General features: G+C 72.0%; 23 protein-coding genes and 2 pseudogenes. 14 read left to right on the top strand and 11 right to left on the bottom strand.

All coding sequences use genetic code 11. From position 1 onward, the window contains the following. The first annotated feature begins 97 nt into the window (after positions 1–97). Positions 98–1,750: an ADP-ribosyltransferase domain-containing protein gene (locus AB0C73_RS27755; protein ID WP_362535387.1), complete on the top strand. Its 1,653-nt coding sequence runs from the start codon at positions 98–100 to the stop codon at positions 1,748–1,750. 104 nt (positions 1,751–1,854) lie between these two features. Here AB0C73_RS27755 and AB0C73_RS27750 read toward each other — a convergent pair whose 3' ends face one another. From AB0C73_RS27750 to AB0C73_RS27720, 7 genes and pseudogenes are all read right to left on the bottom strand, one after another. Continuing rightward, entirely contained in the window at positions 1,855–2,865 is a 1,011-nt protein-coding gene (locus tag AB0C73_RS27750) for an aldo/keto reductase (protein WP_362535384.1), read from the bottom strand. A 91-nt stretch (positions 2,866–2,956) separates the two neighbouring features. Continuing rightward, complete coding sequence (locus tag AB0C73_RS27745) at positions 2,957–4,021, bottom strand: TIGR03571 family LLM class oxidoreductase (protein ID WP_362535381.1); 1,065 nt, start codon at positions 4,019–4,021, stop codon at positions 2,957–2,959. A 134-nt stretch (positions 4,022–4,155) separates the two neighbouring features. Continuing rightward, positions 4,156–5,004, bottom strand: coding sequence for an aldo/keto reductase (locus AB0C73_RS27740; RefSeq protein WP_362535378.1), 849 nt, complete (start codon positions 5,002–5,004; stop codon positions 4,156–4,158). Positions 5,005–5,021: 17 nt separating this feature from the next. Beyond that, positions 5,022–5,378 carry a nuclear transport factor 2 family protein gene (locus AB0C73_RS27735; protein WP_362535376.1) on the bottom strand — a complete coding sequence of 119 codons (357 nt, stop codon included), beginning with the start codon at positions 5,376–5,378 and terminating at the stop codon, positions 5,022–5,024. A 25-nt stretch (positions 5,379–5,403) separates the two neighbouring features. Further along, positions 5,404–6,609 carry an MFS transporter gene (locus AB0C73_RS27730; protein WP_362535373.1) on the bottom strand — a complete coding sequence of 402 codons (1,206 nt, stop codon included), beginning with the start codon at positions 6,607–6,609 and terminating at the stop codon, positions 5,404–5,406. Between the two features lie 225 nt (positions 6,610–6,834). After that, positions 6,835–7,302: a MarR family transcriptional regulator gene (locus AB0C73_RS27725; RefSeq protein ID WP_362535371.1), complete on the bottom strand. Its 468-nt coding sequence runs from the start codon at positions 7,300–7,302 to the stop codon at positions 6,835–6,837. 311 nt (positions 7,303–7,613) lie between these two features. Then, positions 7,614–7,814 (bottom strand): annotated as a pseudogene (locus AB0C73_RS27720) (oxidoreductase); the annotation flags it as partial. On the opposite strand from AB0C73_RS27720, the pseudogene AB0C73_RS27715 reads away from it, so the two are divergent. After that, positions 7,805–8,125: pseudogene (locus AB0C73_RS27715) on the top strand (cupin domain-containing protein); the annotation flags it as partial. The pseudogenes AB0C73_RS27720 and AB0C73_RS27715 sit on opposite strands and share 10 nt — an antisense overlap. A 142-nt stretch (positions 8,126–8,267) precedes the next feature. Next, entirely contained in the window at positions 8,268–8,396 is a 129-nt protein-coding gene (locus AB0C73_RS27710) for a helix-turn-helix domain-containing protein (protein ID WP_362535545.1), read from the top strand. Between the two features lie 103 nt (positions 8,397–8,499). Here the strand turns inward: AB0C73_RS27710 and ligA are convergent, their stop codons facing one another. Both ligA and AB0C73_RS27700 read right to left on the bottom strand, forming a co-directional pair. Next, positions 8,500–10,554, bottom strand: coding sequence for an NAD-dependent DNA ligase LigA (gene ligA, locus AB0C73_RS27705; protein ID WP_362535369.1), 2,055 nt, complete (start codon positions 10,552–10,554; stop codon positions 8,500–8,502). 132 nt (positions 10,555–10,686) lie between these two features. Next, on the bottom strand, positions 10,687–12,261 hold the full coding sequence (locus AB0C73_RS27700) for a cellulase family glycosylhydrolase (protein ID WP_362535366.1): 1,575 nt from the start codon (positions 12,259–12,261) through the stop codon (positions 10,687–10,689). 273 nt (positions 12,262–12,534) lie between these two features. On the opposite strand from AB0C73_RS27700, the gene AB0C73_RS27695 reads away from it, so the two are divergent. The 4 genes from AB0C73_RS27695 to AB0C73_RS27680 all read left to right on the top strand — a co-directional run bounded on the left by AB0C73_RS27695 (position 12,535) and on the right by AB0C73_RS27680 (position 18,068). Further along, a complete protein-coding gene (locus AB0C73_RS27695) occupies positions 12,535–15,459 on the top strand; it encodes a glycoside hydrolase family 48 protein (protein ID WP_362535363.1) in 2,925 nt (974 codons plus the stop codon). A gap of 676 nt (positions 15,460–16,135) precedes the next feature. Continuing rightward, on the top strand, positions 16,136–16,357 hold the full coding sequence (locus tag AB0C73_RS27690; RefSeq protein ID WP_362535360.1) for a hypothetical protein: 222 nt from the start codon (positions 16,136–16,138) through the stop codon (positions 16,355–16,357). Beyond that, a complete protein-coding gene (locus tag AB0C73_RS27685) occupies positions 16,354–17,256 on the top strand; it encodes a sigma-70 family RNA polymerase sigma factor (protein WP_362535358.1) in 903 nt (300 codons plus the stop codon). The genes AB0C73_RS27690 and AB0C73_RS27685 overlap by 4 nt, the downstream gene beginning before the upstream one ends. Beyond that, positions 17,253–18,068, top strand: coding sequence for a hypothetical protein (locus tag AB0C73_RS27680; protein WP_362535356.1), 816 nt, complete (start codon positions 17,253–17,255; stop codon positions 18,066–18,068). Before AB0C73_RS27685 ends, AB0C73_RS27680 begins: the two co-directional genes overlap by 4 nt. A 36-nt stretch (positions 18,069–18,104) precedes the next feature. Here the strand turns inward: AB0C73_RS27680 and AB0C73_RS27675 are convergent, their stop codons facing one another. Further along, positions 18,105–19,118, bottom strand: a complete 1,014-nt coding sequence (locus AB0C73_RS27675; protein WP_362535354.1) for a zinc-binding dehydrogenase — start codon at positions 19,116–19,118, stop codon at positions 18,105–18,107. Between the two features lie 123 nt (positions 19,119–19,241). Between AB0C73_RS27675 and AB0C73_RS27670 the strand changes: the two genes are divergently transcribed. The 7 genes from AB0C73_RS27670 (at position 19,242) to AB0C73_RS27640 (ending at position 24,000) form a co-directional block, all read left to right on the top strand. After that, positions 19,242–19,841, top strand: a complete 600-nt coding sequence (locus AB0C73_RS27670; RefSeq protein WP_362535352.1) for a TetR/AcrR family transcriptional regulator — start codon at positions 19,242–19,244, stop codon at positions 19,839–19,841. Between the two features lie 69 nt (positions 19,842–19,910). Further along, entirely contained in the window at positions 19,911–20,537 is a 627-nt protein-coding gene (locus tag AB0C73_RS27665) for a hypothetical protein (RefSeq protein WP_362535350.1), read from the top strand. A 111-nt stretch (positions 20,538–20,648) separates the two neighbouring features. Continuing rightward, entirely contained in the window at positions 20,649–21,467 is an 819-nt protein-coding gene (locus tag AB0C73_RS27660; protein WP_362535348.1) for an isocitrate lyase/phosphoenolpyruvate mutase family protein, read from the top strand. A gap of 227 nt (positions 21,468–21,694) precedes the next feature. After that, a complete protein-coding gene (locus AB0C73_RS27655) occupies positions 21,695–22,564 on the top strand; it encodes a MarR family transcriptional regulator (protein WP_362535345.1) in 870 nt (289 codons plus the stop codon). 96 nt (positions 22,565–22,660) lie between these two features. Then, positions 22,661–23,047, top strand: a complete 387-nt coding sequence (locus AB0C73_RS27650) for a roadblock/LC7 domain-containing protein (protein ID WP_362535342.1) — start codon at positions 22,661–22,663, stop codon at positions 23,045–23,047. An 8-nt stretch (positions 23,048–23,055) separates the two neighbouring features. After that, entirely contained in the window at positions 23,056–23,469 is a 414-nt protein-coding gene (locus tag AB0C73_RS27645) for a hypothetical protein (protein WP_362535543.1), read from the top strand. Between the two features lie 192 nt (positions 23,470–23,661). After that, positions 23,662–24,000, top strand: a complete 339-nt coding sequence (locus AB0C73_RS27640) for a hypothetical protein (protein ID WP_362535339.1) — start codon at positions 23,662–23,664, stop codon at positions 23,998–24,000. A 53-nt stretch (positions 24,001–24,053) separates the two neighbouring features. Here the strand turns inward: AB0C73_RS27640 and AB0C73_RS27635 are convergent, their stop codons facing one another. Continuing rightward, positions 24,054–24,545 (bottom strand): FBP domain-containing protein, encoded by a 492-nt coding sequence (locus tag AB0C73_RS27635; RefSeq protein WP_362535337.1) that lies wholly within the window; start codon positions 24,543–24,545, stop codon positions 24,054–24,056. Positions 24,546–24,561 lie beyond the last annotated feature (16 nt).

Raw genomic sequence — 24,561 nt, 5'->3', positions numbered from 1 at the left:
CGCGAAGCCGGCCCCCGCCACTCCGCCCCCGCCCGTCGCCGGCCATCCCCACCCCCACTGTCACCCCTCAGGCACCACGACCGGGAGTCCGTCCGCCATGAGCGACGCCACCGCCACGCCCACCCCGCAGCAGCCCGACCCGAACGACCCGCTCGCTCTCGCCGAACTCTTCAGCGGCGGAGGCGAGCCCTGGCTGCCGGTCCTCAAGCCCGTCATCGAGGCCCGCCCCGACGCCGCCCAGTTCATCGGGCCCGGCCGCAGCCCCCAGGTCGTGCCGGTGCGCGAACTGACCTTCCAGGCGCTCAAGCCCAACCCGCCGCACAAGTGGAAGGTGGTCGTCTTCGGCCAGAACCCCTACCCGCGGCCGGAGAGCGCCACCGGCATCGCCATGTTCGACAACACCTTCAACGACTGGAAGGACAGCCAGTTCGGACGGGTCGTCAGCATCCGCTGCCTCATCAAGGCGGCCGCGATGTGGAAGTACGGCATCGTCAAGAAGACGCCCATCGGCGACGTCCGCGCCCTCCTGAAGGAGAAGGACACGGTCCAGCCGCCCGAGTGGTTCCAGGCCATGCTCACCCAGGGCGTGCTGCTGCTCAACGCCTCGCTGACCGCGAGCGCCGACGGCGCCATGGGCACCGACCAGCACACCACCTTCTGGCGCCCGGTCGCCGAGAAGATCGTCGAGGAGATCCTGCGCGCCAAGCAGGAGGCCGAGGACCCGGAGGACCGCGGTGTCGTGTTCGCCTGGTGGGGCGCCCACGCCCGCAGCCTGAAGCGGATCGTGCTGCGCCTGCAGAAGAAGTACCCGGACGTGGAGGTCCGGCACCTCGACCACGCCAACCCGGCGGCGCAGGGCGACATCTTCTGCGAGGGCGACCATCTCGCCACGGTCAACGACGCCCTGCTCTCGCTCGGCGCCGACCCCGTCGACTGGCTGCCCAGCAAGGGGTGGAACAAGTCGAAGGCCGGTGCCGGCACCGGCTCCGGCACCGGCTCCGCGGGTCCGGACGACGACGTCGCCGCACGCATGGGCGCCTTCATCGCCTCCACGATGGAACTGCACCAGCTGTATCTGGAGCGCCTCACCAGCGTCCGGGACGAGGGTCACGTCCTGCCCCCGGTCACCGGCGTGCTCGACACGCCGCTGATGCCCTTCGAGGACGCCGTCGCCCCCGTCACCGAGGTGCTCGCCGGGCTCGGCCGTCACATCGACCGCTCGCGCGAGTTCGGCAAGCGCCGGGCCGACGAGCCGGCGGGCGGCGGGCTGTCCGCCGACGCCATCGCGGCGCTGTTCCTCTACACCTGCGAGTCGGGCTTCTACCGCAACATCAACGCCGTCCTGCGCTCTCCGGACCGCAGCCGTGTCGTGCCCTACCTGCCGTATCTGCGGCTGCTGTTCTCGGCGGTCTCGGAACTCCCCGCCCGCACCGAGCCGCTGTGGCGCGGCGTCGCCCTCGACCTGCGCCGCCAGTACCCCCTCGGCTCCACGGTCACCTGGTGGGGTGTCTCCTCCTGCACCTCCGAGCTGGGCGTCGCCCGCTCCTTCCTGGGCAGCCGCGGCAAGCGCACCCTCTTCGAGGTGACCCCCGCCCGCGCGGTGGGCATCCGCAGCTTCTCCGCCTTCACCGGAGAGGAGGAGTACATCCTCGCCCCGGGCACCCAACTGGAGGTCACGGACGTGACCACCGAACGCGGCGGCCTGTGCACGGTGAAGCTCACCGAGGTGGAGGCGCCGCTCGTCTCCTGACACACCGGCGCCCCGGTCCGTCCCGCAGTGGAAGCCATGGTGCTGCTCCTGTTGCTGCGTGGGGGGAGAGAGAAAGCAGCTGGGGAAGTGGGGGGGCGCGAGGCTCAGGCGTTGTTCGGGAGCGGCGCGGCCGGGCTGACCAGGCCGGCCGCGCGGAGGTCGGTCCAGAACGCGGCCGGGACGGTCTCGTTCAGGGCAGCGACGTCCTCGGCGATCCGGCTGGGGCGGGTGGCGCCGGGGATGACGGCGGCCGCGACCGGGTGGGCGAGGGAGAACTGCAGGGCGGCGGACTTGATGGAGACGCCGTGGCGCTCGGTGAGCGCCTTCAGCCTCCCGACCCGCTCGACGATCTCCGCCGGGGCCTGCTGGTACTCGAAGTGGGTGCCGCCGGCGAGGATGCCGGAGCTGTACGGTCCGCCGACGACCATGTCGACGCCCTGCTCCTGGGCCATGGGCAGCAGGCGCTGAAGGGCGTGCTCGTGGTCGAGGAGGGTGTAGCGGCCGGCGAGCAGGAAGCCGTCGGGCTGCGGCTCGTCGAGCGCGAGGGTCAGCTCGATGGGCTCGGTCTTGTTGACGCCGAGGCCCCAGGCCTTGATGACGCCCTCGTCGCGCAGCCGGGACAGCACGCGGAAGGCGCCGGTGCGGGCCTCCTCGTACTTCTGGAGCCACAGGTCGCCGTGGAAGTCCTGGGCGATGTCGTGGACCCAGACGATGTCCAGGCGGTCGGTGCCGAGGCGCTTGAGGCTGTCCTCGATGGAGCGCTCGGTGGCCTCGGCGGTCCACTCGTGGACGATCTTGTTCGGGTTGCCGTGCTCGAACAGGCCGCCCTTCTCGCCGAAGTCGGGCACTGCCGTCTCATGCTCGTCGAGGATGACGCGGCCGACCTTGGTGGAGAGCACGAACTCGTCGCGGGGCTTGGCGGCGAGCACCCGGCCGAGGCGCTCCTCGGCCAGGCCCGCGCCGTAGAACGGGGCGGTGTCGAAGAAGCGGATGCCTTGGTCCCAGGCCGCCTCGACAGTGGCGAGGGCCTCGTCCTCGGGGATGGCGCGGAACATGTTGCCGAGCGGGGCGGTGCCGAAGCCGAGTCGGCCGGGAAGGATGTCGGTGAGAGACATGGAGGATGCCTTCGGTGTGGGGGTGAGCAGGGCGGGCCGTCGCTAGATGCGAGCACGCCTTATATGTGTAAACAATAGTTGCATGCGCGGACTAATGTGAGGAGGTGGCCGCGGATTCGTTCCGCGCCGCCGCCGGGGCGGGGAAGTGCGGCAGCACGTACTCCGCGAGCTCGTGCAGCAGCTCGTCCACCGGCCGCTCGTTCGGGCGCAGGTTGAAGGAGACGTGGGAGACGCCGAGTTCGGCCATCCGCCCGAGGCGCTCGATCAGGGCCTCGCGGCCCGTGCTCAGACCGAGGCGGATGGGCCGCGGCGCCGCGCCCGCGTCCTCCTGGAGGGTGAGGACCATCGGAGTCAGATACGGCTTGCCGCCACCGGCCCCGCCACCACTCAGCTTCCGCCACTCACGCGCCTTGAGCCGCAGCGCGCCCAGGTCGCGCGGATAGTTGAGCGAGGCGTCGGCGTGCTCCGCGATCCACGCGGGCGCCTGCTGCGCACCGCCGGCGACGGCGATCGGGATCCCCGCCGGCCCGACGGGCCGCGGCAGCACTTCGAGCTTCCGGTCCGCGTCGAGACCGGCCCCGGGCAGTTCGAGCGGGCCCGGGCGCCAGGCGGCGCGCAGCGCCTCGACACCGTCGCGGAACGCCGCGCCGCGCCCGTCGAAGTCCCGCCCGAACAGCGGGTACTCCACCGGCCGGTCGCCGCTCGCCAGACCGAGCAGCATGCGGCCGCCGGAGAGTACGTCGACGGTGGCCGCCGCTTTGGCGACGAGCAGGGGCTCGCGCAGCGGCAGGACGACGGCACCGGTCGCGAGGACGGCGTTCTCGGTGACGGCGGCCAGATGCCCGAGATGGGTGAAGGTCTCGAAGACGCTGCCCGCGTCGCCGAAGGCGACCGGATCGTAGAGGGGGACGTCACGCAGCCACAGGGCGGCGAAACCGAGCCGGTCGGCGAGCCGGGCCAGCCGGGTCTGTGCGGTCAGGTCCGGGACGCCGAAGGGACGGCCGGCCGCACGGCCGGCGCGCCCGCGCTCCACGCCCCAGTCGTTGTCGAGGGGGAGTTCGAGACCGAGAGTGAGCCGTCCGGCGGCGGGAGCCAGCCGGACGAGCGCGGGATGAGGAGTGGAGAGCTGTGTCGAGACAGGGGCGGGGGTGGGCACGGCGGGTCCTTCCGGACGCCCGCGCCTGGGCCCCGGCCCCGTTCCGGGCCGGTCGCCCGGAACGGGGCCGCGGCGCGCGAGCGCGAGCAGGCGGGGGAGGGGGAGGGATGCGCCCTTCGAGCGGGCGCGCGGGGTCAGTTCAGCTCGTCGGGGTGCGGACCGGTCCGCAGGCCGCGGTCGAGTCCGGCGATCGCCGCCAGCTCCTCGTCCGACAGGACGAAGTCGAAGACGTCGAAGTTCGCGCGGATCCGGGCCGGGGTGACCGACTTCGGGATGACGATGTTGCCGAGCTGCAGGTGCCAGCGGATGACGACCTGGGCGGGCGACTTGCCGTGGGCGGCGGCGATCGCGACGATCGCCGGGTCGTCGAGGACCGCGCCCTGCGCGAGCGGGCTCCACGCCTCGGTCGCGATCCGGTGCTCGCCGTGGAAGGCGCGCAGCTCGGACTGCTGCAGCGCGGGGTGCAGCTCGATCTGGTTGACGACCGGGGTCAGCGTGGCGCCGTCCATCAGCCGCCGCAGGTGCTTGGGCTGGAAGTTGGAGACGCCGGCGGCGCGGATCCGGCCCTCCTCGGCGAGCCGCTCCAGGGCGCGCCAGGAGTCGCGGTACAGGTCACGGGCCGGGGTCGGCCAGTGGATCAGGTACAGGTCGACGTAGTCCAGGCCGAGCTTGGCCAGGCTGTCGTCGAAGGCGCGCAGGGCGGCGTCGTAGCCCTGGTCGGCGTTCCACAGCTTGGTGGTGACGAACAGCTCCTCGCGGGCGATCCCGGAGGTGGCCAGGGCGCGGCCGACGCCGGCCTCGTTGCCGTAGATGGCGGCCGTGTCGATGCTGCGGTAACCGGCCTCCAGCGCGGAGCTGACGGCGGCGGTGGTCGCGTCGTCGGCGACCTGGAAGACGCCGAAGCCGAGCTGGGGGATCTCGACGCCGTTGTTCAGCTTGACCGTGGGGACGGCGGGGGTGGCGGGGATGGTGGACGGTGCCATGGTGTGCGGGTGCTCCCTTACTTGGTGCGGGCGGAGAGGGTGTAGCGGACGGTCTGGGCGCTGATGAGCCCGTCGCGGAAGACGAAGGTGTCCACGCCGTCGGTGACCTCGTGGGCGGAGCCGGCGGCGGCCCACTGCAGGAACAGCACGTCCCCGGCGAACCGCGGCGTCAACTGCCACTCGGCGTCGGGAAGGTCGGCGAGCAGCCGGCCGATGCCCTCGCGGACTCCCGCGCGCCCGGTCAGGACGCCTTCGGGCGTGAGGAAGACGGCGTCCTCCGTGTAGTTCTCGCTGATGAGGTCCAGGTCGCCGGTGCCGAGGCGCTTGCCGTGGTCGGCGAAGACCTCTTCCGGAGTGCGGGTGAAGGTGCTCATGTCGGTGCTCCTGCGGTGGGTGGGATCAGTGGTGTACGGGGGTGGGGGCGGGCGCCATGACCTCGGCGGCCTCGGGCTCACGCGCGGGGGCGCGGCGCTCCAGGGCGGCGGACCAGAAGGCGAGGAGCAGCGCCGCGGCGGCCAGGACGGCACCGACCCAGTTCGGGGCGGTGTAGCCGAGACCGGCGGAGATGACGAGCCCGCCGAGCCAGGCCGCGAGCGCGTTGCCGAGGTTGAAGGCGCCGATGTTCACGGCCGAGGCCAGGGTCGGCGCACCGTGCGCCTGGTCGAGGACCCGCTTCTGCAGCGGCGGCACGGTCGCGAAGCCCAGTGCCCCGACGAGCAGGATGGTGATCGCGGCCAGGATCTTGTGGTGCGCTGTCACGGTGAACAGGGCGAGCACGACCGCGAGGCCGCCGAGGGTCACGTACAACAGGGGCATCAGGGCCCGGTCGGCGAAACGCCCGCCGAGCAGGTTGCCGAGGAACATGCCGATGCCGAAGAGCACGAGCAGCCAGGTCACGGCGCCGTCCGAGTAGCCGGCGGCATGCGTCATCATCGGTGCGATGTAGGTGACCGCGGCGAAGACGCCGCCGAAGCCGAGCACCGTCATCGCCATCGCGAGCAGTACCTGCGGATTGCGGAAGGCGGTCAGCTCCCGGCCGAGTCGCGCGCCCTCGGGCCGCGGCATGGCGGGCACGAGCCGGGCGATGCCCAGCAGTCCGATCACGCCGAGCGCGGCGACGATCGCGAAGGTAGTGCGCCAGCCCACCGCCTGGCCGATGAACGTGCCCAGCGGCACGCCGACGATGTTGGCGACGGTGAGCCCGGTGAACATGGTGGCGATGGCGCCGGCCTTCTTCTCCGGGGCGACGAGTCCGGCGGCGACGACGGAGCCGATGCCGAAGAACGAGCCGTGGGCGAGCGAGGCGACCACGCGGCCGGTCAGCATCAGTCCGAAGTTCGGCGCGAGGGCGGAGAGCACGTTGCCGAGCACGAACAGGCCCATCAGCAGCATCAGCATCCGCTTCCGGCTCACCTTCGTGCCGAGCACCGTGAGCACCGGCGCGCCGACGACGACACCGAGCGCGTACCCGGTGACCAGCAGGCCCGCGGTGGGGATGGAGACGCCGTAGTCACCGGCGATCTCGGGCAGCAGCCCCATGATCACGAATTCGGTGGTGCCGATCCCGAAGGCCCCGACGGCCAGGGCGAGAAGTGCGAGAGGCATGGGCTCGACCCTCCTTGTTGCTTGAGTGAGCTCTTTGCGTGCTCTCACAATAGTTGCATGCGCGCGTTAAGTGCAAGCGCGGGCAGGGGGTGAGGTCGGGGAATCGGCGAGTGCGGGCATGTGTGGTGGCGCGGTCGCTGCTGCGCGGGCGCGCAAAAGAGCCCCCGTCCGGGCGCTGGGCTCGGCGGGGGCGGGGGGTCGGGTGCGGCGCGCCGGGGGTGGGGGTTACGCGTGCCGCGCCGGTACGTCGACGGCCTCGACCGCGGCGACCAACGGGGCCAGCTCCGGGTTCACGGCGGCCTCGTCCAGCGCCTGACGGAGTGCGGCGTCGTTCGTGGGCCGGGCCTCGTCGAGAAGCTTCCGGCCGGCCGGGGTGACGTCGGTGTAGATCCCACGCCGGTCGGTCGGGCACAGGTACCGCGAGAGCAGTCCGCGGTCCTCCAGGCGCGTGACCAGGCGCGTCGTGGCGCTCTGGCTCAGCACGACCGCGTCGGCGACCTGCTTCATCTGCAGATGCCCGCCCTCGTCGTCGTGCTGGCGGCTGAGCACGTCGAGCAGCGAGTACTCCCGCACGCTCAGGTCGTGCCCGGACTGCAGGGCGCGCTCGATGTGCGACTCGATCTTGTCGTGCAGGAGGGAGAGTGCGCCCCATCCGCTCGCGAGTGCGGTGAGCGCGGGGTCGGTGGCGGTCATGGGGTTCCGGCCTCCTTCCGGGAGGGTGTGCGGCCCAGGATAGTCCATCTACGCGAAAATCGGCCAGAGCGCATATAGCGCGACTGCAATGAGTGGTGCGGAAGCGATCGGGCGCCGCGGAGGGCGTCAGGGCGCCGCCGCCCGGCTCAAGGCCCCGGATCGTGAGCATTCCGGCGGACAGCCCGGCGCGCCACCCCGGCCTGGCGCCGAGCGCCCGCAGCCGCACCACGGGCACCTCCTCGTACGCGAGCGCACCGAGGTCGATCCGCTCGCCGTACGAGTCACGGCGGCGGAGCCGAATGCCCGACCGCTCAGCGGGAGCGCAGCGCCGTGGTGTCGTACTCCCAGAGCCGGTCCGCCGCCTCCGCGTCGAGCGCGTGGGCGGCCACAAGGCCCGGCCGCTCCTCGCCGCCCGCCACGACACGCGCCTCCTGGTTGTCCTCGAAGCAGCGGCCGGTGACGCCGTCGAGCAGCGGGGAGGCGGCCAGCAGGACTGAGGTGGATGCCCCCTGGGTGCGAGGGCGACTGCTACCTCCTCGCCCGGCAGCGCCCGTTCACCCTCCGCGGTGACCCGCGGCCGGAGCCGGTCGCGGCCGGGCCCATCTTCGCCCGAGCGGAGAGCGGGGTCGCGAGAGCGGGCGAGGGCGACGACGTCCGGCTTGCCGGTGGCCGCTTCTCCTTCGGCGCCCCTGCCCAGGAACTGCTGCTCGACCACCTGCCCCCGGTCATCCACATCCCGGCGGGCACTCCCCACGCGGAGACGGTGCAGTGGGCGCTCGCAGCCATCGACCGGGAACTGACCCACCGGCAGATGGGCTCGACCCTGGTCGCCGAGCACCTCGCCGTCGTCATGCTCGTCCACGTGCTGCGCCTCCACCTCGCACGCGAACCGCACACGGCCACCGGCTGGCCGGCCGGTCTCACCGACCCCGTGGTCGCCGCGGCCCTGGCCGCCCTCCACCGCGCTGCGTTCCACCCCCGACACCCTCGCCACGATCGCCCACTCCGTCGGCTACGGCTCCGAAAGCGCCTTCAGCGTCGCGTTCAAGCGCGTGACGGGCCTGCCTCCCGGCGACTACCGCAAGCGAGTGTGAAGCCGCCGGGCACGGAGACCCCCGTTTCCGTGCCCGGCCGAGCCACGGGCCTGCGTGGGGCGACGAGGCTGTCCGGATCGGTCAGATCTCCCTGAACCACGGATCACGAGAGGTACTCGGCCACCAGCGCCGCGAACTCGTCCTCCGTGAGCACCCTCGTCCCGAGCTGCTCCGCCTTCGCCAGCTTGGAACCCGCGCCCTCGCCCGCGACCAGGATCGTCGTCTTCTTCGACACGCTGCCGGAGGCCGTCCCGCCCGCGCGCTCGATGAGCTCGTTCATCTCGTTGCGGTTGCGCCCGGCGAGCGGCCCGTGCATGCCGCCGGTCACGACGACCGCCTCGCCCGCCAGCGGCTTGCTCCCCGTCCCGTCCGCGTCGCCGGTGCCGGGCTCGGTCATGTTCACCCCGGCCTCCACCAGCTTGTCGATGACCGGGCCAAGCGCGGCGATATGGGCCGCGATCTTCGGGGCGTTGGCGCCCGGGAGCTTGTTGACCTCCGTCAGTTCGTCCGGCGTGGCAGCACGGATGGCGTCCATCGTGCCGAAGTGACGGGCTATCTCCCGCGACAGCGTCCGCCCCGTACGCACCACACCCAGCGCGCAGAACACCCGGTTCAGCGGCTGCTCCTTCGCCTTGGCGAGCCGGTCGAGGAGCGAGTCGGCACGCTTGTCGCTCCCCGTCGCCTCCGCCAGCTGCTCCCGGGTGAGGAAGAACAGGTCGGCGACGTCGTCGACCAGGCCGGCCTCGACGAGCGCCTCCAGGTAGGTCACGCCCAGACCGTCGATGTCGAGCTGGTCGCGCCCCACCGCGTACCTGAGGGACGGCAGCCTGCCGCACCCGCCGCTCGCTCCGCCCGCGCACTCCCACCGCTCACCGGAGGTGTCGATGTCCCCGCCGCACCCGGGACACGCCTCGGGCAGGACGATGTCCGTCTCCTCGCCCGTACGCAGCGCCACCATGGGCGCCTCCACCCGCGGGATGATGTCGCCGGCCTTGTAGAGCACGACGGTGTCGCCCACCTTCAGACCGGTGTTGCGGATGAAGGCGGGGTTGTGCAGCGTCGCGTACGTGACGGTGCTGCCGTCCACCTCCACCGGCTCGAGGACGGCGCGCGGCGCGATGTGCCCGGTGCGGCCGACGTTCCACTCGACCGCGAGGAGCCTGGTCCGCGCCTCCACGGGCGGCAGCTTGTACGCGACGGCCCAGTGCGGGTGCCGCGTACCGGAGCCGGCGGCCTGCTGCTCGGCGTGGGCGTTCGCCTTGACGACCACGCCGTCGATCCCGAACGGGAGCCCCGGACGCAGCCGCTGTATCTCCTCCACCCGCGCCTGCGCCTCCGTCAGCGTGGCGTACACCCGCAGGCCGATCTCGGTGGCGGACGTGGTCTGCACACCCAGGGCGGCGACCTGGTCCATGACGGCCTCGTGGCCGGCGCCCGTGAGGAAGCCGCCGCCGTCCAGCTCCACCGCCCCGTACGCGAAGAAGGTGGTCTCGATCGTGTAGGGCCGGTCCTTGGCCCGCAGCGTTCCGGCCGTGCCGTTGCGCGGGTTGGAGAAGGGCTTCGCGCCGTGCGCGGCCCGTATCTCGTTCGCCCTCTCGAACTGCTCGCGGGTCAGCAGCACCTCACCCCGCACCTCCACCGTGACCCCGCCCGGAACCTCGGCCGGAAGGCCGGCGATCGAGCCGATCGCATGGCTGAGATCCTCGCCCTGCGTACCGTTCCCCCGTCCCACGAGCTGCACCAGACGCCCGTCGCGGTAGCGCGCCGCCAGCGCGGCCCCGTCCAGCTTCGGCTCCACCGCGTAGCCGCCCTCCACCGGGTGGTCGATCCGGCGGGCCAGGGACGCGTCCCACTTCACCAGGCCCTCGGCGTCGAAGACGTTGTCGAGGGAGAGCATGGCCACGGTGTGCGCCACCTCGCCCACGGGAGCCACGCCGCCGCCGACCTTCCCGGTGGGCGAGTCGGCCCGGACGTGACCGGGATGCGCCAGCTCGTACGCGGCGATGCCGCGGGCGAGCGCGTCGTAGGAGGCGTCGTCGAGCGCGGTCTCCCCGTCGCCGTAGTACGCGGCGCTCGCGGCGAGGGCCTGCTCGACCGCACGGGTGTAGGCGGAGCGGTCGGTCAGCGGAACAGCGGTTGCGGCAGTGGTCGTCGTCATGTGTCGATCATTGCGCGGGGGTCTGACAACGGGCCTGCTCGCAGCGTCGCCGGGGGCTGCCGCGACGAGGGCCGCACCGCCCCGGGCAGGGCGGTGCGGCCGTTCGCACGCCTGGTCCGCGCACGAGGTCGTTCAGTGCTCGTCGAGGGCCCGCAGATGGTCCCGCAGCCCGAGGCCGAAGGCCGTGGGCGTGCCGTCGTACGCGCTGATCAGAGCCGGCCCGGAGCCGCAGCTCCAGGTGTTCCAGGTCCAGCCCAGATACGAGAGCGCGCGGTCGTCGAACCACTTCATGACACGGTCGACGAACGCGTGCCCGCAGGTGTTCTCGCCGATCTCGCCCGCCACCAGGGGCACCTGGGCGGCGACCGACGCGAGGGTGGTGTTCCAGCACGCCTCGTCGGCGCAGGCGTTGAAGTTGTAGATGTGCCACGCCGCGGCGAGGTTGCCCGTCGGGTCGCTCGGGCGGTGCGCGAGCCACTGGGTCAGGTCGTTGGAGTACGCGACACCCGGGACGAGGACGAGGTTGTCCGCGCCCGTGGCGCGGACCGCGTCCACCAGGTCCTGCATGCCGGCGACCTCGTATCCGATGCCGGGGCAGTTCCCGCCGTCCCGCCAGCAGCTCCAGGCCTGGGCGGCGGTGGAGGTCGCCCGGTCCGGGTAGGGCTCGTTGAACAGGTCGAAGACGACCCGCCGGTCGTTCTTGAAGGTGTTGGAGACCGAGGTCCAGAACGCCGGGGTGTACTGGGCGTCGGGCATCGGCTTCTGACAGCTCGCGTGCACGTCCGAACAGCCCGCCGAGTTGCCGGTGTACTGGCCGTACGTCCAGTGCAGTTCGACGACCGGCGTCATGCCGTGCGCGAGCACCCGGTTCACCAGGTCCCTGACCGCGGTGACGTAGTTCGCGCCACGGTACTCGGGCTTGATGTTGTCGAGGCCGAGCCAGCACTCCTCGTTGAGCGGGATGCGGACCGTGCCGGCCTTCCAGTCGGCGATCGCCTGGATCGCGGGGTCGTCGACCGGGCCGTCCCAGATGCCGTGCCCCTGCACGCACATGAACTCGCCGCCGGAGCGGTTCACGCCGAGGAGGCGGCGGGTGGCGCCGTTCTGGTCGGTCAACCGGTTGCCGGAGACGCTCAGTTGCGGCGCGCCGGCGGCCGGGACCGGGGGAGTGGCCGGAGGAGTCGTGGGGTCGGTGGGAGTGGGGGTCGGCGTCGGCGTCGGGGGCGGAGTCGTGGGTGTGGGGGTGGGGGTGGGGGTGGGCGTGGGCGTGGGCGTCGATCCGCCCGTGGCGCAGGGCGCGCCGTTCAGGGTGAAGGCCGTGGGGGCCGGGTTGCCGCCCGTCCAGGAGGCGATGAAGCCGGCCGTCACCTTCGCGCCCGTGCCGAGTGCCCCGTTCCAGCTCTCGTTCACGACGGTCACGGTCTTCGCGGACTGGGACCACGTGCCGCCCCAGCCCTGGCTCACGGTCTGACCGGCCTCGAAGTCGAAACGGAGGTTCCAACTGCTCAGTGCCGCACTGTTGTTGGTGACGGTGACGGAGCCCTGGAAACCGCCGGTCCACTGGTTGGTGACCGCGTACTCCACGGTGCAGGCGGCCGCCGCGGCGGCTCCCGAGGCCGTGCCCGTACCCGTGGCGACGAGAGCGGCGCTCGCCGCCGCGAGCGCCGTGCCCAGGAGCAGCGCCGTCAGGCGTGGGGGATGTCGCATGAGCGAGTCCTCACAGCGAGGGCGCCCCGCGAGGGACGCCGAAGGGATGGATTCGCTCCCACCGGTCCGGCAGACCGTAGCGCCAACTCTCGCCAAGGAAAAGAGGAGTTGAGCAAATTTCCGGGTCGGATGCCTTCGACTCTTCGGGTGTCTTGACGGCGTCTCGCCGGATCTGCACAGTGGGAGCGCTCCCACTGGTTCAGAGCTTGACCACTCACCCGAGAGGGTGCCTCGCACCACCCACCTCCACCGAGCCGCGAGGAGAACCACCGCATGCCACCCCACCCCCGCCGAACCCGCGGATTACGCCGCCCGGTTCGCCCCCTCACCGTGCTCGCCGCCGTGCTCGGCCTGTCCGGCGGCCTGTTGGCGGTCGGGCCCCCGGCCGCCCGGGCGGCCGACGTGCAGTGCAGCGTCGACTACAAGACCAACGACTGGGGCTCCGGCTTCACCGCGGAGCTCACCCTCACCAACCGCTCCGGCACCGCCCTGAACGGCTGGACCCTCGGCTACGCCTACACGGGCGACCAGAAGCTGAGCAACGGCTGGAACGGCACCTGGACCCAGTCCGGCAAGAACATCACCGTCACCAACGCCGCCTGGAACGGAACCGTCGCCGCCGGGGCCGCCGTCACCACCGGCGCCCAGTTCTCCTACAGCGGCACCAACACGGCGCCCACCTCCTTCACCGTCAACGGCACCCCCTGCACCGGCGCGCACCAGCCCCCGCTCGCCGTCCTCACCAGCCCGGCGCCCGGCGCCGTCTACACCCAGGGCGACCCCGTCCCGCTCGCCGCCACCGCGGCCGCCGCCGACGGCGCCACCATCGGCAAGGTCGAGTTCTACAGCGACACCACCCTGCTCGGCACCGACACCACCGCCCCCTACACCCTCGGCGCCACCTCCCTGCCCGCCGGCACCCACTCCCTCTACGCCAAGGCCTACGACTCCCTCGGCGCCACCGGCGAATCCGCCCCCGTCGGCATCACCGTCGCCGCCGGGGCCGCGCTCGTCGCCAGCCCCGCCCAGCTCGCCGTACGCCAGGGCACGACCGGCACCTTCGACCTCCGGCTCTCCACCCAGCCGGCGGCGAACGTCACCGTGAGCGTCGCCCGCACCTCCGGCGTCACCGGTCTCACCGCGAGCCCGGCCACCCTCACCTTCACCCCGGCGAACTGGAACACCGCCCAGAAGGTGACCGTCACCGCCGCGTCCACCGGCACCGGCACCGCCGTCTTCACCGCGACCGCCCCCGGCCACACCGAGGCCGAGGTCACCGTCGCCCAGCTCGCCGCGAGCTCCGCGTACGAGGCGCGCTTCCTCGACCTGTACGGGAAGATCACCGACCCGGCCAACGGCTACTTCTCGCCCGAGGGCATCCCGTACCACTCCGTCGAGACCCTGATCGTCGAGGCCCCCGACCACGGCCACGAGACGACCTCGGAGGCGTACAGCTACCTCGTCTGGCTCCAGGCCATGTACGGGAAGATCACCGGCGACTGGTCCAAGTTCAACGGCGCGTGGGACACCCTTGAGCGGTACATGATCCCCACCCACGCCGACCAGCCCACCAACTCCTCCTACACCCCGGGCAAGCCCGCCACCTACGCACCCGAGTGGGACCTGCCGTCGCAGTACCCGGCGCGGCTCGACACCGCCGTGACGGCCGGCCCCGACCCGATCGCCGGCGAGCTGAAGAGCGCGTACGGCACCGACGACATCTACGGGATGCACTGGATCCAGGACGTCGACAACGTCTACGGCTACGGCAACGAGCCCGGAAAGTGCTCCACCGGCCCCACGGCGACCGGCCCCTCGTACATCAACACCTTCCAGCGCGGACCCCAGGAGTCCGTCTGGGAGACCGTCACCCACCCCACCTGCGACAACTTCTCCTACGGCGGCAGGAACGGCTACCTGGACCTCTTCACCGGGGACTCCTCCTACGCCAGGCAGTGGAAGTTCACCAACGCCCCGGACGCCGACGCCCGCGCCGTCCAGGCCGCCTACTGGGCCGACGTCTGGGCCAAGGAACAGGGCAAGGGCGCCCAGGTCGCCACGACCGTCGGCAAGGCCGCCAAGATGGGCGACTACCTGCGCTACTCCATGTTCGACAAGTACTTCAAGAAGGTCGGCGACTGCGTCGGACCGACCACCTGCCCCGCCGGCACCGGCAAGGACAGCTCCCACTACCTGCTGTCCTGGTACTACGCCTGGGGCGGCGCCACCGACACCTCCGCCGGCTGGTCCTGGCGCATCGGCTCCAGCCACGCCCACGGCGGCTACCAGAACCCGCTCGCCGCCTACGCGCTCAGCGCCTACGCCCCGCTCAAGCCCAAGTCCGCCACCGGCGCGGCCGACTGGGCCACCAGCCTCGACCGCCAGCTCGAGTTCTACCGCTGGCTCCAGTCGAGCGAGGGCGCCATCGCGGGCGGCGCCACCAACAGCTGGCAGGGCCGCTACGCCACCCCGCCGGCCGGCACGCCCACCTTCCACGGCATGTACTACGACGAGAAGCCGGTCTACCACGACCCGCCCTCCAACCAGTGGTTCGGCTTCCAGGCCTGGTCCATGGAGCGGGTCGCCGAGTACTACCAGCAGACCGGCGACGCCGACGCGAAGACCGTCCTCGACAAGTGGGTCACCTGGGCGCTGTCCAAGACCACGGTCAACCCCGACGGCACCTTCCGCATCCCCTCCACCCTCCAGTGGTCCGGCGCGCCCGACACCTGGAACGCGGCGAGCCCCGGCGCCAACGCCGGACTCCACGTCACCGTCGCCGACTACACCGACGACGTCGGCGTGGCCGCCGCCTACGCCAAGACCCTCACCTACTACGCGGCCAAGTCCGGCCACGCCGAGGCCAAGCGGGTCGCCAAGGCCCTCCTCGACGGGATGTGGACCCACGACCAGGACGCGCTCGGCATCGCCGTCCCGGAGACCCGCGCCGACTACAACCGCTTCGACGACCCCGTGTACGTCCCGAGCGGCTGGACCGGCACCATGCCGAACGGCGACGCCGTGAACTCCTCGTCCACCTTCGCCTCGATCCGCTCCTTCTACAAGAACGACCCGGCCTGGCCGAAGATCGAGGCCTACCTGGCGGGCGGCGCCGCCCCCGTCTTCACCTACCACCGGTTCTGGGCCCAGGCGGACATCGCCCTGGCCATGGGCTCGTACGCGGACCTGCTCGAATAATCGCCGCCCCGCGCAGAGCAGCGGCTTCCGCGTACGGCACGGCGGGGCGGTCCCGGAAGGGGCCGCCCCGCCCTGGTACGCCGGTCCGACGGCTCGGCGCAGCGCGCGGCTCGCACCGGCCTCCGTGCCGTACCACCGGTGACTGCGCAGCCCCTCGGGACGCCTCCCGGTCCCGCCGCTCATACCGGCCACCCGGCGGCCGGCGAACCGGGCCGCGTCCGGGACGGCGTACTTCACGCTCTGCGCTACGGTCGTCTTCCCCTTGCGAGGGGTGCCCCCGTCCCCGCCCGGCCTCCAACTCAGGCCGGGCGGGAACGGGTCGGCACGTCCCCCTCTTTCTTCGGCACGGGGGCCGGTCCTCTTCCGGATGGAAGGGCGACACCGAGGTGTGCTGTTTCCATATGACGGGGTCCCCGGTGGGAATGCAAGGAAAACCGGGAACTTCGCCCGCACGGTTGACCTGAGGTGAACTCACCTGCACGGGAATGGTCGATTCGGGTGCTCGACCGACCGTCCCGTGGTGCCTAATGTTCCGGAATTTCATGATCACGTCGCCTCGCGGCAGTGCGCAGGTCCATGCTGATGCTCCCTCGACCGCGGATCGGCACCCGCGTGCCGGAGGGGCCCCTTCGGCGTGGCCTTCCGGATGGCTGCGACATGACACCTGGGAACAGTATTGAACAGGAAGAAAATGGCGGCGCTGGCGCTCGTGACGTTAGTGGTGTTCGGCTGGAGCGTGGTGATGGCGGCGATGGGCCACGCGGCCCTCATAGCCGTGGCGGCCCCGGTCCTTGGTCTGACGGTCACTCAAGTCTTGTACGGGGCCCGCCCGCAGACCGCGCCGACCCCCGGGCGCCGCGTCGAGGCGGCGCCCGACGAGGAGGACGACGCCCCGTGACGACGTTGTTCCCCACACCGGGACCGGGCCCCGAGCCCGTCCCGCTGCGCCCCGGCCGCAAGCTGGGACCCGTCGCGGCCACGGTCGGCAGCGCCCACCGCGCCTGGCTGGATCCGACCCGCGAGCGCTATCTCACCAGCGGACGCACCCTCGGCGACCTCAGCCGCAGCGTCCCGCTGGCCAAGTCCAAGCTGTCCGAGCTGCTCCGGGGCGTCGGCCACTACCCGCGCTGGGAGGTCATCCACCGCCTGGCCGAGGAACTGGGCATCCCCGGCTGGCCGCTGCACCGGCTGTGGAAGCAGGCCGCCGTGGACGCCGGCAAGTCCCGGGACTGGATCGACCGTTCCACCGAGAAGGTCGTCACCGTCGCCCCGTCCGGCCCGCCCCTCGAACACGGCGCGCTGCGCTCGATGGCCGCGGAGGGATATCTGAGCTACGCCGGGGTGTTCCTGCCCGACCCGGCCGCCCGGGACGCCGCCGTCGAGGACACCTTCGCCATCCTGTGGCTGTCCTTCGGCGACGCCCTCGCCAGCCCCGACACCCGCCGCTACGCCTGGGAGATCCTGCGGGCCACGGTGCACGCCAAGGCCGACCACCGCGACCACCGGCCCCTGCTCGCCGAGGCCGCCTTCGACACCGTCGCCCTGCGCGAACAGACCTCCGCCGAGGGCGAGATGGCGCAGCTGACAGAGAGCCTGGAGCTGTTCGCGGCGATCAGCCGGCTGCCCGACGCGCAGCTCGACGTGCTGGTGCTGCGGCGCCTGTGCGGTCTCGGCACCGAGAAGGTCTCCGACCTCCTCGGCATCCCGCTCGCCGCGGTCCGGTCGAACGAGCGCCACGCCGAACGATTCCTGGAAGACACCATCGAGCTGCCCGAAGCCGGAGGAACCGCCCCATGACCACGCTCGACGCCATCCTTTCCAGGGCGCTGCTCGTCCGCGACCGCGCCGTCCCGGGCGACGCCGCCGAGCGCCGTGATGCCGAGCCGGCCGGCCGGCCCCCGGTCGCCCCCGGCCGGACGCCGGCCTCCTCGGCGACCGCGGCCGAGGATCTGCGGGCCCTGTGCGAGACCCTGGTCCGCCACACCCCGGCCACCGACGTCTCGGCCTTCGTCACCGACCAGATCCCCGAACCCCGCAGCGCCCTGATCCTGGCGTGCGTGCTGCAGCTGACGGACACCGACGACGGCGCCCGCTTCTGGTGGCAGTACGCCGCCGGTGCGGGCCAGCCCGGCGCCGCGTACTGCCTCTACCTGCACCACCTCGCGCTCGGCGAGACGCACACCGCCCGCTGGTGGCACACCCAGACCACCGAGGACGGACCACCGGCCCGGCACGTGTACACCACCACCGTCCGCTGGAACGACGCCTCCTGGAACGACGACCCCGTCGTCCTGCAGCACGAGGCCAGGGCCTCGACCACCACGATCGTGCGGGTCCTGCGCAATCTGGCCCGGCAGGTGGGCCGGCCGCGCTCCGCCGTGGTCGCCGAGCTGATGGAGTACATGCCGACTGCCGTCGCCGTCGGCTACCTCCGCGAACCCGAGAGCGAACTCCCGCTGCCGGGACCCGCCTTCGCCCGGACGATCCGTCGCCTGCTCGAAGCGGCCGCCGCCCGCCCGGACCGCCCCGGCGACCGCCCCGCCCCGCGGCATGGCACCGGCCACCCCGCGCTGGTCTCCCGCGAGACCGACGAGGCTGCGACCCGCTGAACCGGCCGGCCGGACCCGCCTCTCCGAGGGGCCCGGTCAGGGGCGCAGGATCAGCCGGATCGGGTCGCCGGTCTTGTTCTCGAGCCGCTCCACCGCCTCGGCGGCCTTCGCCAGCGGCAGTTCACCGCTGATCGACCCGGAGAAGTCCAGCCGGCCGCGCTGGAGCAGGTTCAGCAACTGCGGCAGCGCGACCGGCATGTCGGAGCCGTAGTGGCCGAGGATCTGCTGCTGGAGGTAGCTGAAACGGGTGCCGTCGGCGACCGTCAGCGGCTTGTCGGTCAGGCCCACGAGAACCAGCCGGCCCTTCGGCGCGAGCACGGACAGCGCCTGCTCGCGGACGGCCGGCACGCCGGCGAAGTCGAAGGCGGCGGCGAGACCGGCCCCGCCGGTCACCTCGCCGATCCGCTCGCGCAGCGCCGGGTCGGCGGAGTCCAGCGCCAGGTCCGCACCCTGTGCGAGCGCGCGTTCGCGGGCGGTGGGATTGGGGTCGACCGCGACCACGGGGCACGCGCCGACGGCCCGGAGGAGCTGGACGGCGTGGACGCCGAGACCGCCGACGCCCCAGACGCCGACGGCCTCGGCGGGCTTCACGGCCCCCGTGACGGTGATCGCGCCCCACGGCGTGGAGACGGCGTCCGGGATGATCGCGCCCTGGTCGAAGGGGATCGCGTCGGGCAGCGCGGTGAGCGCGTTCGCGGCGGAGAGGGCGTACTCGGCCCAGCCGCCGTCGTAGTCCACTCCGCGGGTGTACGTGACGCCGTCGCGGACCTCGCCCGCGTACAGCACGACCCGCTGACCCGGCGTCCAGCGGGTGACGCCGGGGCCGGTCTCCGCGATGGTGCCGGACACCTCGTGGCCCAGGGTGACCGTCTCGCCGCGCAGCAGCAGCGGCGTGAGGGTGCCGTCGATGAGGTGGACGTCCGACAGACAGACACCCGCGGCCTCCACCTTCACCAGGACCTGGCCGGGACCGGGTACGGGCTTCGCCACCTCCTCGATCCGCAGGGTGCGGCTGGGGACGTGCAGCCGGGCGGCGAGCATCTGCTCCATGACATGACCTCCTTGTCGCGGCGGCGGCCCGCGAGGCCTTGCGGCCTTCAACGCAAGTCACCTTGCAATACAACGTACGCCCGCACCCCGTGTAATGCAAGTAGCCCTGCGTTACGATGGGGCATGGCCACGCCCGACCCGTCCACACCGCCCCTGCGCCGCCGAGGGGCCCGGATGCGCTCCGCCGTCCTCGCCGCCACCGTGGACGTCCTGACCGAACACGGACTCGCGGGCACCACCGTCGGCGCCGTCGCCCGCGCGGCCGGCGTCCACGAGACCTCCGTCTACCGGGGATGGGGCACCCGCGAGAACCTGATCCTGGAAGCGCTGACCACGCAGCTCGACGCGGCGATGCCCGTACCGGACACCGGACACGTCCACGACGACCTCAGCGCCTACTTCGGCACCCTGGCGCGCCTGCTCGCGACGGCGCAGGGCGAGGCGCTGCTCCGGCTGAGCGCCGAACGCGACGACACCCTCCCGGACCGCCGCCTCTCCTACTGGACCGAGCGCCTCGAACGCGGCGCCGTCATGGTCCGCCGGGGCGTCGAACGCGGCGAACTCGCACCGGACACGGACCCCGGCCTCGTCATCGAGGCCATCAGCGGCGCCCTGTTCACCCGCGCCCTCATCAGCGGCGCCCCCCTCGACGAGGCCCTCGCCGCCCGGCTCGTCACCCTCACCCTCACCGGCGCGCTCCCGCGCCCTCCGGCCGGCTCCTGATTCCTCCGGAGGCCGCCCGCGCGATCATCGAGGCATCACCGGCAGCGATCTCGAACTAGTCTTCGGGGCATGGCACTTCGACCTGACGAGTTCTACGCCCACGCGCTCGCCGCCGCGGACGGCGAGCACCGGCTCCCGCTCGCGCGCATGACAGGCTGGGACATCAGCCCCTTCGAACAGGACGGCCTGCGGGTCGCCCGGCTGCGCCCTCCGGTCCTGCCCGAGCCCGCGCGGCACGGTGAGGATCCCTCGGACTGCGAGTCGTGCCGCAGGCGGGACGAAGGGATCTGGCTCAACGACAGCTGGCGGCTCACCCGGATCCCGGGAGTCGGTGTGCCGCTGGTGCTCATGCTGCACCCGCGCGACCACCACGACATGGCCGACCTGCCGGATGAGCTGGCGGCCGAACTGGGTGTGCTGTCTGCCCACCTCGTACGCCACATACAGGCCCTGCCGCACATTTCGCGCGCCCACGTCTACCGCATCGGGGACGGAGGAGCCCACCTGCACATCTGGTTCTTCGCCAGGCCCGAGGGCCAGGCCCAGATGTACGGATCGTGGATGCCCGTCTGGGACGATCTGCTGCCCGAGTACCCGGCGGATGTCGCGGAAGCGGATGCGGCGATCGTGGCGGACGCGCTGGCCGCCTCCGCCGGAGGCCGCCGCCCGGCTGCCGGCGAAGCACCGCGCGGCTGATCCGCCGGCGGCCGAGCGAAGGACAAGCCGTGGGGGTGCCGGGATCCACGCGTGACGTTGGTGTCGGATTCCTGCCGGACAGCGGGCGCGGGGCCTTGGTTGGCTGACCGCATGATCACAGCGCAGCAGAACAAGGCCCTGCTCTTCCGCTCCCTCCACACCTCCGCGCGCCCCCTCGCGCTCGCCAACGTCTGGGACGTCGCGAGTGCCCGTGTCGTCGAGTCCGCGGGGGCTCCCGCCATCGCCACCACCAGCTCCGGGATCTCCTGGTCGCACGGTCTCCCGGACGGCGAGAACCTCTCTCCCGACCGGGTGGTGGACCTGGTCGCCCGTATCGTCGCGGCCGTGGACGTACCGGTCAGTGCCGACATCGAGGGCGGGTACGCACCGGACGCGGCCGGCGTCGCCGAGACCGTCGCACGGGTGCTGGACGCCGGCGCCGTGGGCGTCAACATCGAGGACGGCACCCGGGACCCGGCCGAGCTCCGGGCACGCCTGACCGCGGCCCGGGCCGTGGCGGAACGGGCGGGCGTGCCGCTCTTCCTCAACGCCCGTACCGACACCTACCTGTTCGGCCTCGGCGACCCCGCCACGCGCCTGAAGGACACCCTGGAGCGGGCGCGCGGGTACGTGGACGCGGGCGCCGACGGCGTCTTCGTCCCCGGCGTCACCGACCCCGCCACCCTCGCGGAACTGGCCGCCGGGATCCCCGTACCGCTGAACGTCATGGCCGGCCCCGGAGCACCCGCCGTCGCCGAGCTCGGCGGCCTCGGTGTCGCCCGCGTCAGCCTCGGCGCGGGCGTCGCCCAGGCCGCGTACACCGCCGTCCGCCATGCCGCGCGGCAGTTCTACGGCACGGGCGACTATCAGCCGCTCGCCGACGCCATCCCCTTCCCCGAGCTCGATGGCCTGTTCCCCGACTCGCGCTGAGGCTCGACAGCTATGCACGATCACGAAGGATTTCGGGCGGTTCAGGCTTTCGGGTCGGTCTCTCAATAGGCCTACTTCGCCGTAATGTTGCAGGTTCTGTCACATGGTGTCTCCGATGGAATCTTTGTCCCATCGGCTGATACATATTTCCCCGCAGGCGTTACACCTCGGACGCCAGTACGAGATTCGTCGGGTCGAGCCTGTGTCAGGCGTGGAAAGGGCGGGCTTTGCTGGATACGTGCAACAGCCCTCACCGTGCCGGACACAGGCTGCTCCACCTCGCCCTGGCCCAGTGCCGGGCGGCCCGCTCCACCCTCGTCCTGCGGGTGCACGGCAGGCCCGGCGGCGTCTTCCATCTCCGGCAGGGGCAGGTGATCGCGGTCGAGACCCCCGGAGCCCCGGGGGTGGAGGCACTGCTGCTGCGCTCCGGCCGGGTCAGCGCGGCGGACTGGGCGACGCTGTCGCCGGCCGGGGTGTTCACGCCGGGCGAGGAACTCGTCGCGCGAGGGCACATCGGGGCGGCCGAACTGAAGGTGGTCACGATGATGGCCCTCCGCGACGCGGTCTTCGCCGTCGTCGCGGGGGACACCGCCGAGTGCGTGGCCGTCAGGCAGAGCGTGCCGGCGGCCCTCGCGGCCGGCGGGGAGGACCCGCTGAAGCTCCTGGACGAGGCGGCCCGCAAGGTCGCCGGGCTCGCCGCGCTGCCGCACGCCGTTCTCCCCGACCGCGAACGGGTCGTCGCCGGCCACGGCGTCGTGGGGCCGGCCGAGGACCTGGCCCCGCACCGCAGGGAGATCCTCTTCCACGCCAACGGCAGGCGCACCGCGCGCGACATCGCCTTCGTCGTGGGCCGTGGCGTCTACCACGTCACGGTCGAGATCTCCCGGATGCTCGGCGAGGGACTGCTGGAACGAGCGGGCTGGGGCGAAGGGCTCGACACGGCGACGACGTGGTCGATCCCGGCACTCGAACCACGTCGCCCGGCCCCCGGTGCGCAGCCGGTGGGGGAGCGTGCGGGCGGCCTGCCGTACCGCGTTCCGGGGGCCAGCGGATTCACGACGAAGGCTCTCGTCCCGGACGAGTCCGCGACGGGTTGAAGGGCCCCGAAGACGGAACCGTACCCGAGCGGTGAGGAACGGGCCGCCGGCCCATTGCGCTCGGGGAAGCCATGAACATGTGCGAAGGGAAACCGAATGGACCATGAGGCATTGACCGGGGAGATGAGAGGGCTCCGCGATCAGATCCCGGGAATCACCGACACCGCCCTGGCGGCCGTCGACGGACTCCTGATCGCGGCCGACACGGAGGACGGCATCGAACCCAACGGCCTCGCCGCCCTCGCCGCGGCCAGCCTCGGCCTCGCCCGCCGCACCGCCGGCGCGACCGGCCGGGGGGCTCTGCGCCGGACCGTGGCGTACGGCAGCTCCGGCTGCGCGGCGGTCTACGCGGTGGCCGACACGGCGCTGATGGTCGTCCTGGGCGACGAGGGGATGGACATCGAGCGGCTCCACCTCGAATCCCAGCCGGTGTTGAAGCGGGTCGAGGCAATTCTGTCCGGAAAGAAGCGAAGAGGAAAGTGACGAAACCTATGGCGCAGGGATTCTCGGACGCGATCCAGGGACTGGTGAAGGAACTCCGGTCCGAGGCCCCCGACTGCCTCGCGGCCGGGGTGGTCGACATGGGGACGGGCATGCTCCTCTCCTACGAGACGATCGACAGCCACCCGCCCGAGGTCCTGGACCTGCTGGCCGGGGCCACGCTGGACCTCTTCCAGGGCCGCACCGTGGTTCTGATCGAGGACGTGTTCAAGGAGCGGCGCGGTGTCGACAGCACCCAGCACTATTTCCAGGAGATCCTCGTCAACAGCGCCAACCTGACGCATCTTTTCATCCGTATGACCGAGAGCCAGGACGTCGTCGCGGTCGTCGTCTGCCGCAAGTCGGTGAACGTGGGCATGCTCTTCGCCCAGGCCAGGCGCGTGGTCAAGGCCCACGGCCTCTGACGGCACCGCGCGGACGCGTCACCCGTGCCCTCGGTCCGGTCCGCCCGGACCGAGGGCACGGGCCGGTTGGTTCATCTCTTTTGTGACGAGATGTTGTAGGGGGCATTCGGGTGGACAACCGCGAATGCCGCAACTGCCCGCCACTTCCTCCCCGTCGTCCCGTGCAGTGGCATGACGACCAAGGAGGCAATTGTGACTGGTTTTCAGGCTTTCACCTCGGGTACCGCCGCGCTTCGGGACCTCGACCCGTACCGCTTTCCCGCCGTGCTCGTCGACGACTTCCCGGAGTACACGTCGACGGTCTGCGGCTCCATGGAGCCCGGCGACTATCTCCTTCCCGCCCCGGAGCCGGCGAGCCGCCTGTCCGCTCCGCTCGAGCCGGCCGACCGCCGCCGTCTGGAGCTGCACGCGGCCCTGACCACGGCAGGCATCGCGCCCCGCCCGGGCGATCTGGACGCCATCGAGGCCATCTGCCGACTGGACGACACCACCCACGTCGCACTCCGCCGCTGGATCAGCCGCGCCGTGTGACACCGCGCCCGACGAGGAGCTCGAAGGCGGCGGCGTTCACCACGCCGACCGCCTCAAGCGGTCACCTTGGCGATGAACGCGGCGAGGTTCGTGACCGTCCGCTGGATCTGCTCCTCCAGGGTGAGCGACTCGTTCAGCCGGGATCCCATGCCCGCGTCCTTCTTGCCCCGGACGTACAGGGGGCAGGCGAGGTCGCTGCACACATAGGCGCCCACGGTGTTGCCCTGCTGCCCGGCCTTGCCGGATTTCGGGGCGACCATGAGGGAGACGCCTCCGGTGTGCACGGTCATGCAGAGCGAACACATGCTGCGCCGCGTCTGCCAGGAGGTGGTGCCGGTGGTGCGCAGGGCGAGCGCCGTCGGCCGGCCGTCGAGCTCGGTGACGAGGTAGGCCCGGTCGGGGGCCTGGGGATCCCGCCAGCCGAGGAAGTCCAGGTCGTCCCACGGCTGCTCGGCGAGGTCGCGGGGAACCGACAGGCGCTTCGCCTCGCCCTTGGTGCAGTTCACGAACGCGCTGCGGATCTCTTGCTCGGTCAGTGGCTTCATGAGCGGCAGGCTAAGT

Source organism: Streptomyces sp. NPDC048623 (assembly GCF_040650755.1).
In the GTDB taxonomy this organism is placed as follows: Bacteria; Actinomycetota; Actinomycetes; order Streptomycetales; family Streptomycetaceae; genus Streptomyces.
This window is presented reverse-complemented; position numbering and strand designations above follow the sequence as displayed.

What these genes read in the sequence shown, in the direction of transcription:
- AB0C73_RS27725 (WP_362535371.1), bottom strand. Translation starts at nt 7,302, where the DNA reads ATGACCGCCACCGACCCCGCGCTCACCGCACTCGCGAGCGGATGGGGC.
- AB0C73_RS27635 (WP_362535337.1), bottom strand. Translation starts at nt 24,545, where the DNA reads ATGAAGCCACTGACCGAGCAAGAGATCCGCAGCGCGTTCGTGAACTGC.
- ligA (WP_362535369.1), bottom strand. Translation starts at nt 10,554, where the DNA reads ATGACGACGACCACTGCCGCAACCGCTGTTCCGCTGACCGACCGCTCC.
- AB0C73_RS27650 (WP_362535342.1), top strand. Translation starts at nt 22,661, where the DNA reads ATGGACCATGAGGCATTGACCGGGGAGATGAGAGGGCTCCGCGATCAG.
- AB0C73_RS27755 (WP_362535387.1), top strand. Translation starts at nt 98, where the DNA reads ATGAGCGACGCCACCGCCACGCCCACCCCGCAGCAGCCCGACCCGAAC.
- AB0C73_RS27700 (WP_362535366.1), bottom strand. Translation starts at nt 12,261, where the DNA reads ATGCGACATCCCCCACGCCTGACGGCGCTGCTCCTGGGCACGGCGCTC.
- AB0C73_RS27675 (WP_362535354.1), bottom strand. Translation starts at nt 19,118, where the DNA reads ATGGAGCAGATGCTCGCCGCCCGGCTGCACGTCCCCAGCCGCACCCTG.
- AB0C73_RS27750 (WP_362535384.1), bottom strand. Translation starts at nt 2,865, where the DNA reads ATGTCTCTCACCGACATCCTTCCCGGCCGACTCGGCTTCGGCACCGCC.
- AB0C73_RS27645 (WP_362535543.1), top strand. Translation starts at nt 23,056, where the DNA reads ATGGCGCAGGGATTCTCGGACGCGATCCAGGGACTGGTGAAGGAACTC.
- AB0C73_RS27695 (WP_362535363.1), top strand. Translation starts at nt 12,535, where the DNA reads ATGCCACCCCACCCCCGCCGAACCCGCGGATTACGCCGCCCGGTTCGC.
- AB0C73_RS27665 (WP_362535350.1), top strand. Translation starts at nt 19,911, where the DNA reads ATGGCACTTCGACCTGACGAGTTCTACGCCCACGCGCTCGCCGCCGCG.
- AB0C73_RS27740 (WP_362535378.1), bottom strand. Translation starts at nt 5,004, where the DNA reads ATGGCACCGTCCACCATCCCCGCCACCCCCGCCGTCCCCACGGTCAAG.
- AB0C73_RS27660 (WP_362535348.1), top strand. Translation starts at nt 20,649, where the DNA reads ATGATCACAGCGCAGCAGAACAAGGCCCTGCTCTTCCGCTCCCTCCAC.
- AB0C73_RS27735 (WP_362535376.1), bottom strand. Translation starts at nt 5,378, where the DNA reads ATGAGCACCTTCACCCGCACTCCGGAAGAGGTCTTCGCCGACCACGGC.
- AB0C73_RS27680 (WP_362535356.1), top strand. Translation starts at nt 17,253, where the DNA reads ATGACCACGCTCGACGCCATCCTTTCCAGGGCGCTGCTCGTCCGCGAC.
- AB0C73_RS27730 (WP_362535373.1), bottom strand. Translation starts at nt 6,609, where the DNA reads ATGCCTCTCGCACTTCTCGCCCTGGCCGTCGGGGCCTTCGGGATCGGC.
- AB0C73_RS27670 (WP_362535352.1), top strand. Translation starts at nt 19,242, where the DNA reads ATGGCCACGCCCGACCCGTCCACACCGCCCCTGCGCCGCCGAGGGGCC.